This window comes from Dyella sp. 01N448, from assembly GCF_056399225.1.
In genome coordinates this window covers 22,502-29,806 of the sequence record NZ_JBFTQX010000025.1, presented here as the reverse complement: position 1 = coordinate 29,806, position 7,305 = coordinate 22,502, and the positions used below count along the sequence as shown (strand labels likewise).

4 protein-coding genes are annotated in these 7,305 nt (G+C 63.8%); 2 read left to right on the top strand and 2 right to left on the bottom strand.

Annotation, left to right across the window (positions count from 1 at the left end):
* The first annotated feature begins 127 nt into the window (after nt 1–127).
* The gene (locus AC1DKY_RS21005; protein ID WP_441605212.1) at nt 128–1,357 is read left to right on the top strand and encodes a multifunctional CCA addition/repair protein; all 1,230 of its coding nucleotides are present in this window, start codon (nt 128–130) and stop codon (nt 1,355–1,357) included.
* 164 nt (nt 1,358–1,521) lie between these two features.
* On the top strand, nt 1,522–3,516 hold the full coding sequence (locus tag AC1DKY_RS21000; RefSeq protein WP_441605211.1) for an LTA synthase family protein: 1,995 nt from the start codon (nt 1,522–1,524) through the stop codon (nt 3,514–3,516).
* A 58-nt stretch (nt 3,517–3,574) separates the two neighbouring features.
* On the opposite strand, the gene AC1DKY_RS20995 is transcribed toward AC1DKY_RS21000, so the two are convergent.
* Both AC1DKY_RS20995 and AC1DKY_RS20990 read right to left on the bottom strand, forming a co-directional pair.
* Nucleotides 3,575–4,768: a class I SAM-dependent methyltransferase gene (locus AC1DKY_RS20995; protein ID WP_441605210.1), complete on the bottom strand. Its 1,194-nt coding sequence runs from the start codon at nt 4,766–4,768 to the stop codon at nt 3,575–3,577.
* A 148-nt stretch (nt 4,769–4,916) separates the two neighbouring features.
* The gene (locus AC1DKY_RS20990; RefSeq protein WP_441605209.1) at nt 4,917–7,118 is read right to left on the bottom strand and encodes a TonB-dependent receptor; all 2,202 of its coding nucleotides are present in this window, start codon (nt 7,116–7,118) and stop codon (nt 4,917–4,919) included.
* Nucleotides 7,119–7,305: the final 187 nt, after the last annotated feature.

Sequence of the window (7,305 nt, the reverse complement as noted above, 5' to 3'; positions counted from 1 at the left end):
GTGCGCGACTGAGGGTGCCTCACCGCCTGAGGCCGTCGCGCACAGGGTGCGCTCCCACAGGGTTAGCCTCCCAGATGGCTAGCCCCGGTTAGCCGGCCGCTTCGCATCACGTGGCAGAATCCCCCGCATGCGCATCTATCTCGTCGGCGGCGCCGTCCGCGACAAACTGCTCAATCGACCGGTGACCGACCACGACCACGTGGTGGTCGGCGCGCGTCCCGACGAGATGCTCGAGCAGGGCTTTCGCCCCGTCGGCAAGGACTTCCCGGTCTTCCTGCACCCCAAGACCAACGAGGAATACGCCCTCGCACGCACCGAGCGCAAGACCGGCCACGGCTATCACGGCTTTGCTTTCCAGGCCGATCCCACGGTGACGCTGGAGGAGGATCTCGCGCGGCGCGACCTCACCATCAACGCCATCGCCGAGGCCGAGGACGGCCAGCTGGTCGATCCGTTCAATGGCGTCCGCGACCTGGAACAACGCCTGCTGCGGCACGTATCTGCCGCTTTCGTGGAAGACCCCGTGCGCCTGCTGCGCGTGGCGCGTTTCGCTGCCCGCTTTGCGCCACTGGGTTTCACGGTGGCGCCGGAGACCATGGCGCTGATGCAGCAGATGGTGCGCGATGGCGAGGTCGATCATCTGGTGCCCGAGCGCGTCTGGCAGGAAACCCGCAAGGCCCTGGGCGAGGCCCAGCCGTCAGCCTTCCTGCGCGTACTGCGCGAATCGGGTGCGCTCGCCGTGCTGTTTCCCGAGGTGGATGCGTTGTACGGCGTGCCGCAGCGCGCGGAGTTCCATCCCGAAATCGATACCGGCGTGCACGTGGAAATGGTGCTCGACATGGCTGCAAAGCTGGCGCCTGGCAACGACGTGGTGGGCTTCTGCGCGCTCACCCACGATCTGGGCAAGGCGCTGACGCCCGCCGATGTATTGCCGCGCCATCTTGGCCACGAGCACGCCGGCCTCGCGCCCCTGCGGCGTCTCGTGGCACGCCTGAAGGTGCCCACCGAGCATGCCACCCTCGCCGAACTGGTGTGCCGCGAGCATCTCAATGCGCACCGCGCCTTTGAGCTGAAGCCATCGACGGTGCTGCGTCTGCTGACCTCGCTGGATGCGCTGCGCCGGCCCGAACGCCTCTCGCTATTCCTCGCCGCCTGCGCGGCCGACAAGCGCGGACGCCTGGGCCACCAGGAGGACGCCTACCCGCAGGCAGGCTATCTCCAGCGTGCGCGCGACGCCGCCGCAGCGGTGCGCTCGGAATCGATAGTGGCGCAAGGCCTGCAGGGCCCGGCGATTGGCGAGGCCATGACGGCGGCCCGCGTCGCGGCCATTGCGGCACTGAAACGCAGCGCGGACTGATACGGCCAACAAAGCCTGATGAAAGCCACTACCCAGTAAGGTAACTGGCTACAAATCTGTCCGCTTGTCGCTAGTCGGCGGCTTCCGTGTATAAACGCGGTCGCCCATCCCGCCCGGCCACTTCGCAGCCAGGCCTTCGTTTCCCAGCTTTTCCGGAGTTTTCCGTGCCGACTGCCAATCCATCGACCTCGCCGCTGCGCCAGCGGTTTCGCCCGTTATGGTGGCTGGCCATCAGCTATGTGCTGATCGGCGCGCTGACCCGCATCGTGCTGCTTTACATGTCCGGTAGCGGCGTGCCGCACAACCCGCTCTATTGGGGTTATGCATTCGGCGTCGGGCTGGGCTACGACCTGATCGTGTTCGTCTTTCTTGCCTGGCTGCTGATGCTTTATCTGTGGCTGGTGCCGCAGCGCCTCTATGTGTCGCGCGCAGGCCAGTGGGCGATGTACATAGGCGGCGCGGTGATGCTGTTCGGGCTGCTCTTCGTGGCGGCCTCGGAGCTGGTGTTCTGGGCGGAATTCGGCACCCGCTTCAATTTCATCGCAGTCGATTACCTGGTCTACACCACCGAGGTGATCGGCAATATCCGCGAGTCCTATCCGCTGGGCACCTGGATCAGTCTGCTCGCCATCGCCACCCTGGTTGTCGTGTGGCTCAGCCGCGGCGGCCTGCAGGCGCGCGACAGCGGCACCCGTTTTCTTCAGCGCAGCAAGGTGGTGCTGGTGTGGCTGGTGATCACGGTGGTCCTGGCGGTCGCCGTCAAGGGCACCTTCAAGGATCGCACCGACAACACCTATGTGAACGAACTCTCCGGCAACGGCGTGTTCGAGTTCTTCGCCGCGTTCCGCTCCAGCCATCTGGACTACTCGCGCTTTTATCGCACCCTGCCCGACGACGAGGCGTTCAAGCGCGTGCGCGAGCTGGTGAAGACGCCTGAGGCCACCTACGTCAGCAGCGATCCGCATGACCTGACGCGCGAAATCCGCCATGCCGGTCCGGAGAAGCATCTCAACGTGGTGCTGATCAGCGTGGAGAGCCTGTCGGCCGACTTCCTCTCGGAGTTCAGCAACAAGCGCGGCAACATCACGCCCAACCTGGATGCGCTGATCGACCAGAGCATGTTCTTCGACAACCTCTACGCCAACGGCACCCGCACGGTGCGCGGCCTGGAAGCGTTGTCGCTGTCGGTGCCGCCCACGCCGGGCGACTCCATCGTGAAGGCGCACAACAACGAGAACCTGTTCTCGGCCGCCAATGTGTTCAATGCCCGCGGCTACCAGTCCGACTTTGTCTACGGTGGCTACGGCTACTTCGACAACATGAACTACTTCTTCGCCCATAACGGCTATCGCGCGGTGGACCGCAACGATATCGGCAAGGGCGAGACGATCCATCACGAAAACGTGTGGGGCGTGGCGGACGAAGATCTCTACACGCTGGCGCTCAAGCAGATGGACGAGGCGCAGGCGCAGGGCAAGCCGTTCTTCCTGCACATCATGACCACCTCCAACCATCGTCCGTTCACCGTGCCGGCCAATCGCGTGCCGCAAAAGAACGGTACGCGCGAGGCAGCGGTGGCGTATACGGACTGGTCCATCGCCGATTTCATCAAGCGCGCCAGAAGCAAGCCCTACTTCGACGACACGGTGTTCGTGATCACCGCCGACCACTGCGCCTCCAGCGCGGGCCGCAGCAGCGTGCCGATCAACCGTTATCACATCCCGCTGTGGATCTATTCGCCCAAGCACATCCAGCCGCAGCGCGTGTCGCGGCAGATGGCCCAGGTGGACATCATCCCCACGGTGATGGGCCTGCTCAATTTCAGCTACCGCAGCCGCTTCTTCGGCGCTGACATTTTCCAGCTTGAACCGGGCCGCGAACGCGCCTTCCCGGCCACCTACGAGAAGCTCGGCTACCTGCATGGCGACGCACTCACCGTGCTCGAACCGCAGCGCAAGCTGGAGCAGGTCAAGCCGAACTTCGACAACGGCGATGCCGTGCCCAATACACCGGTGGACCAAGGACAGGTGGACGATGCCACCGCCTATTACCAGGTCGCCGCGTCCCTGTTCAAACACGGTCAGTTGATCAAGCGGCCGGACGACGACACACCGGTGCAGCCTGCGCCTGCACCAGCTGCCGCTTCCAGCACGCACTAAGCAAAACGCCCGCGGACGACGCGGGCGTTTTCTTTTGGCGGGCTGATTTGTCGGAGCGTCAGAGCCGGTCGCCCTGGTCCGCCTCCAGCACGTCGGCCGGCAACGGCAACACATCCATGCCCCGTGCAAACAACATGGCCTGGAAGCGTTCGCCCATCTGCTCGGGCAGCGTGAGTTTCTTGACCTGTTGTGCCAGGTCATAGCGCGCGGCTTCGTCTGCGGCCGCTTCGTACGCCACGCCAAAGATGTCCTGCAATCCACTGCCGATCAGGAACTGCGCCTGCGGCATATAGCCGGCCACGCCGAAGCCTGCGCTATTGCCCGCCTCGGCCAGCGCGGTGAAATCGACCGACGCAGTGAGGTCGTTGAGGCCTGGCAGATACAGCGGATCGTTGTGCGAGCGATGGCGGTAGTAGGCTCGCAAGGTGCCATCGTTGCGCTCGGGCAAGTAATACTCGCGACGCACATAGCCGTAGTCGATGAACAGCATCACGCCGGCGGTGAGCGAACCGGCGATCGCCTGGATCCAGTACGGCAGCTGCGGCAGGATTTCCGAGCGATAACCTTCGGGAAATTCCGCCTCCAGATCGCGTTCGACATGACGCACGGCGCCGGACACGAGGGCATCGGCGGGACGATCCACGCGCATCAGACGGCCTTCGCCATCGAGCGCGACGTATTCTTCATAGACTTCACCGGCGCGCAGGGTGAAGCGCGTGGTCGGCAGTGCGTCGATCACCTCGTTGGCGAACAGCACGCCCTGCCAGTCCTGCTCCGGCGGACGATCCAGCCACAGCACGTGCGCAAACAGCTCCGAGGGCAGCGCTGCCGCAAGCCGGTCGCGCTGGCGTTCGCGCAGATCGGCGCTGGGTTCGAGGATGTAGTAGCGACGCGGGACGGCGCCGTTCGCGGCGAAGGCCTTGAGCGCCGCTTCGGCAAATGCGCCGCTGCCGCCACCGAGCTCCAGGAAGTCGGCCGAGTCGCCCAACATCTCGAGCACGGGATAGGTGGCATTCACCACGCAACGTGCAAACAACTCGCCCAGTTCGGGCGCCGTGATGAAATCACCCGCTTCGCCGAACTTGGTCTTGCCGGCACTGTAGTAACCCAGGCCCGGCGCATACAGGCAGCGCTCCATGTACTGCGAAAACGGCATCGGACCATGCGCGGCGATTTCCTCGCGCAGACGCGTCAGCAGTCGGTCGGAATGGGCGCGCTCGTCGGCGCCGGGATCGGGGAGTCGGGAAGACATGGGGTTGCCTGCGGGGAAACAGGCGAAGTCTAACCCATGCCCCGCCATAGCCTCGTGAGGGAGGGGAGACCGGCTATGGCGGGGACATCGGCCCAGCTGACTGGGTGCGACGGCCAAAGCGGCTGCGCGCTTTGGCGGCAACGTTCAATTAGAAATTGAAGTCTTTCTGCAAGCTCAGGAACACGCCACGACGCGGACCAAACTGCGGCGCGCCCACACCGATGCCGGTGCCGCTGCGCAACTCGTAGGTGCGATCCAGCGCATTGATCAGCGCCAGCTGCGTGTGGAACTTGCCGGTGCTGTCAAAGGTGAAGTCGTGCGACACGCTCAAATTGAGCTGGAAGTAGTACGGCAGCGACAAGCCATTGGGCGTCAGGCCGTCCTCACGCAAACCGCTGCCAAACAGGTAGTCGGCGCCGACCTTGGTGGTGTCGTTGATGGCGTAGTTGATGCCGCCCGACGAGGTCAGTTTCTGGTCGTGGTCGAGATGGATGAAGTTGTCCGCGATATAGGCCAGGTCATCCGGATTGAAGTTGTACTGGCCGGTGATCACATCCTTGCCCATGGCACGGCTATAGGCAAAGTTGAAGTACGCCGTGATCGGTCCGTTGTCGTAGTTGACCGTGAGCTCGGTGCCGCGGATGCGCCCGTAGCGGTAGTTGAACGTCGAGTACACCAGGGCGGTACCGAACTGCCCTTCATCCTGCAGGCGGCTGACATCGCGGTAGTACGCATCCAGACCCACCGTCCAGTTCGAACCGATGTTCTGCTGCACACCCAGGTCGTAATAGTTGGAGCGCTCGGCCAGCGGCGTGTTGTTGCCGTAGTTCTGCACGGCGTTGGTGGTATTGGCGAACGCATTGATATCCTCGTTGGAAATCAGCTCGTTCGCGGGCGGCGTGAAATAACGCGAGTAGCCGGCATGCACGGTCGTGCTGTCGGTGGCCTGCCACACCACGCCGATGCGCGGACTAAGTTGGCTTTCGGTACGGAAAGCCTGGTACTGGTCGCCACGCAAGCCGTAGTTCAGCGTCCACTTGTCGCTGATGTTCCACTCGTCCTGCACATAGGCGGCCCAGGTTCGGGCGGTAATCTTGTCGCCGGTGAAGATATTGAACGGCACCGTGCTGGCCTGGCTGCCGTCCGGGTTGGCCGGGAACACCAACGAGTTCGTGTTGGTGGTGGCCTGATCGAAGTTGCCGTACAGGCCGTAACGCAGCGTATGGCTGCCACCCCACGGCATCGAGAAGTCGGCCTGCAACGTGCTGGCACGATCGCTCTGGTTGATGGCAGCGGCCACGCCATTGAACATCAGGTCGCCGATTTCGTCGGGCATGTACTGCAACCCGCTGAAGCGCTGGCCGAGCGACACCTGATACGCCGTATCGCCGAACTTGCCCTGCAACGAGAGCACGCCAAAGCGCGTCTGCTCGTTCTGGCGGTCGTTGAGGTCGGCAGAGTTGAAATTGACGGTATCCAGATAGCCGAACTGCGGCTCCTGGTTGGGGTTGTTGGGAATCTGGAAGCGGCTGTTGCTCGCGCCGAATATGAAGCTGATGCGCGTGTCGTTGTCGATCAGGTAGCTGATGTCACCAAAGGCCTTCACCTGGTTGGTGTGATCGTGGATCGGCGTACGGCTCGGCGTCGGATTCTCGATGCCGACGTCGCTCTCCATGTAGTTGGCGGTCAGGAACCAGCTCCAGCGATCGTTGCTGCCCCACAGCGAAGCATTGGGATTGACCGTGCCGAACGAGCCACCGGTGATGCCCACGCTGCCGCCATTGCCCAGCGACGAACCCGCCTTGGTGGTGATATCGACGACGGCGGCGGTGCGCTCACCGTACTGCGCCGGCAGGGCGCCATCGAGCAGGGTCACGCTCTGGATGGTGCGGGCATCCAGCACCTGGCCGAAACCGGAAATCGATTCGGGCAGCATCACGCCATTGATGCGGTACTGCAGGTTGGCGTGGTCTCCGCGTACATGCAGGCCACCGTAGGAATCCTGGACCACGCCCGGCGCCTGCAGGATCACCTGGTTCAACGGCGTCGAGTCGCCAAGCGGCAGCGCCTGGATGGCCTTCTGGTCGATCACGTACTGGCTGCTGCCGGTGTCCGGCGACAGCGAATTGCGCGCCTGGTCGAGCGCTGCGCTCACGTCGATCGTGCCCAGTTGCTTCACCTTGCCAGCAGGCTGGTTGCGCGTGACACCCGTGGAGCCCACGTCGCTGCCATCGGTGGGCGTGGGCGCGTTGACGGTGCTGGTATCTGGGGTCGAGCTGGTCTGGGCGTAGGCGGCGGGGAAGGCGCCAAAGGCAACGGCAAGACTCACGGCAAGCAGGCTACGTTTCATTGGGTGTCCGGGAAGGGGGCGGTCGTTGTTATTTTCGATACGTTATAACATTGCCATTCTAGACCAGACCCCGCCTGCCCCAGAAGTCATGCTTGGTCGGGCAAGTTCCTGCGTTCAGGTCCGGCCCGGTCCCGGGGCTCAGCGGGTTTTCACGCGCGCGGCCTAGACTGGGGCGTCGCGCGGCATC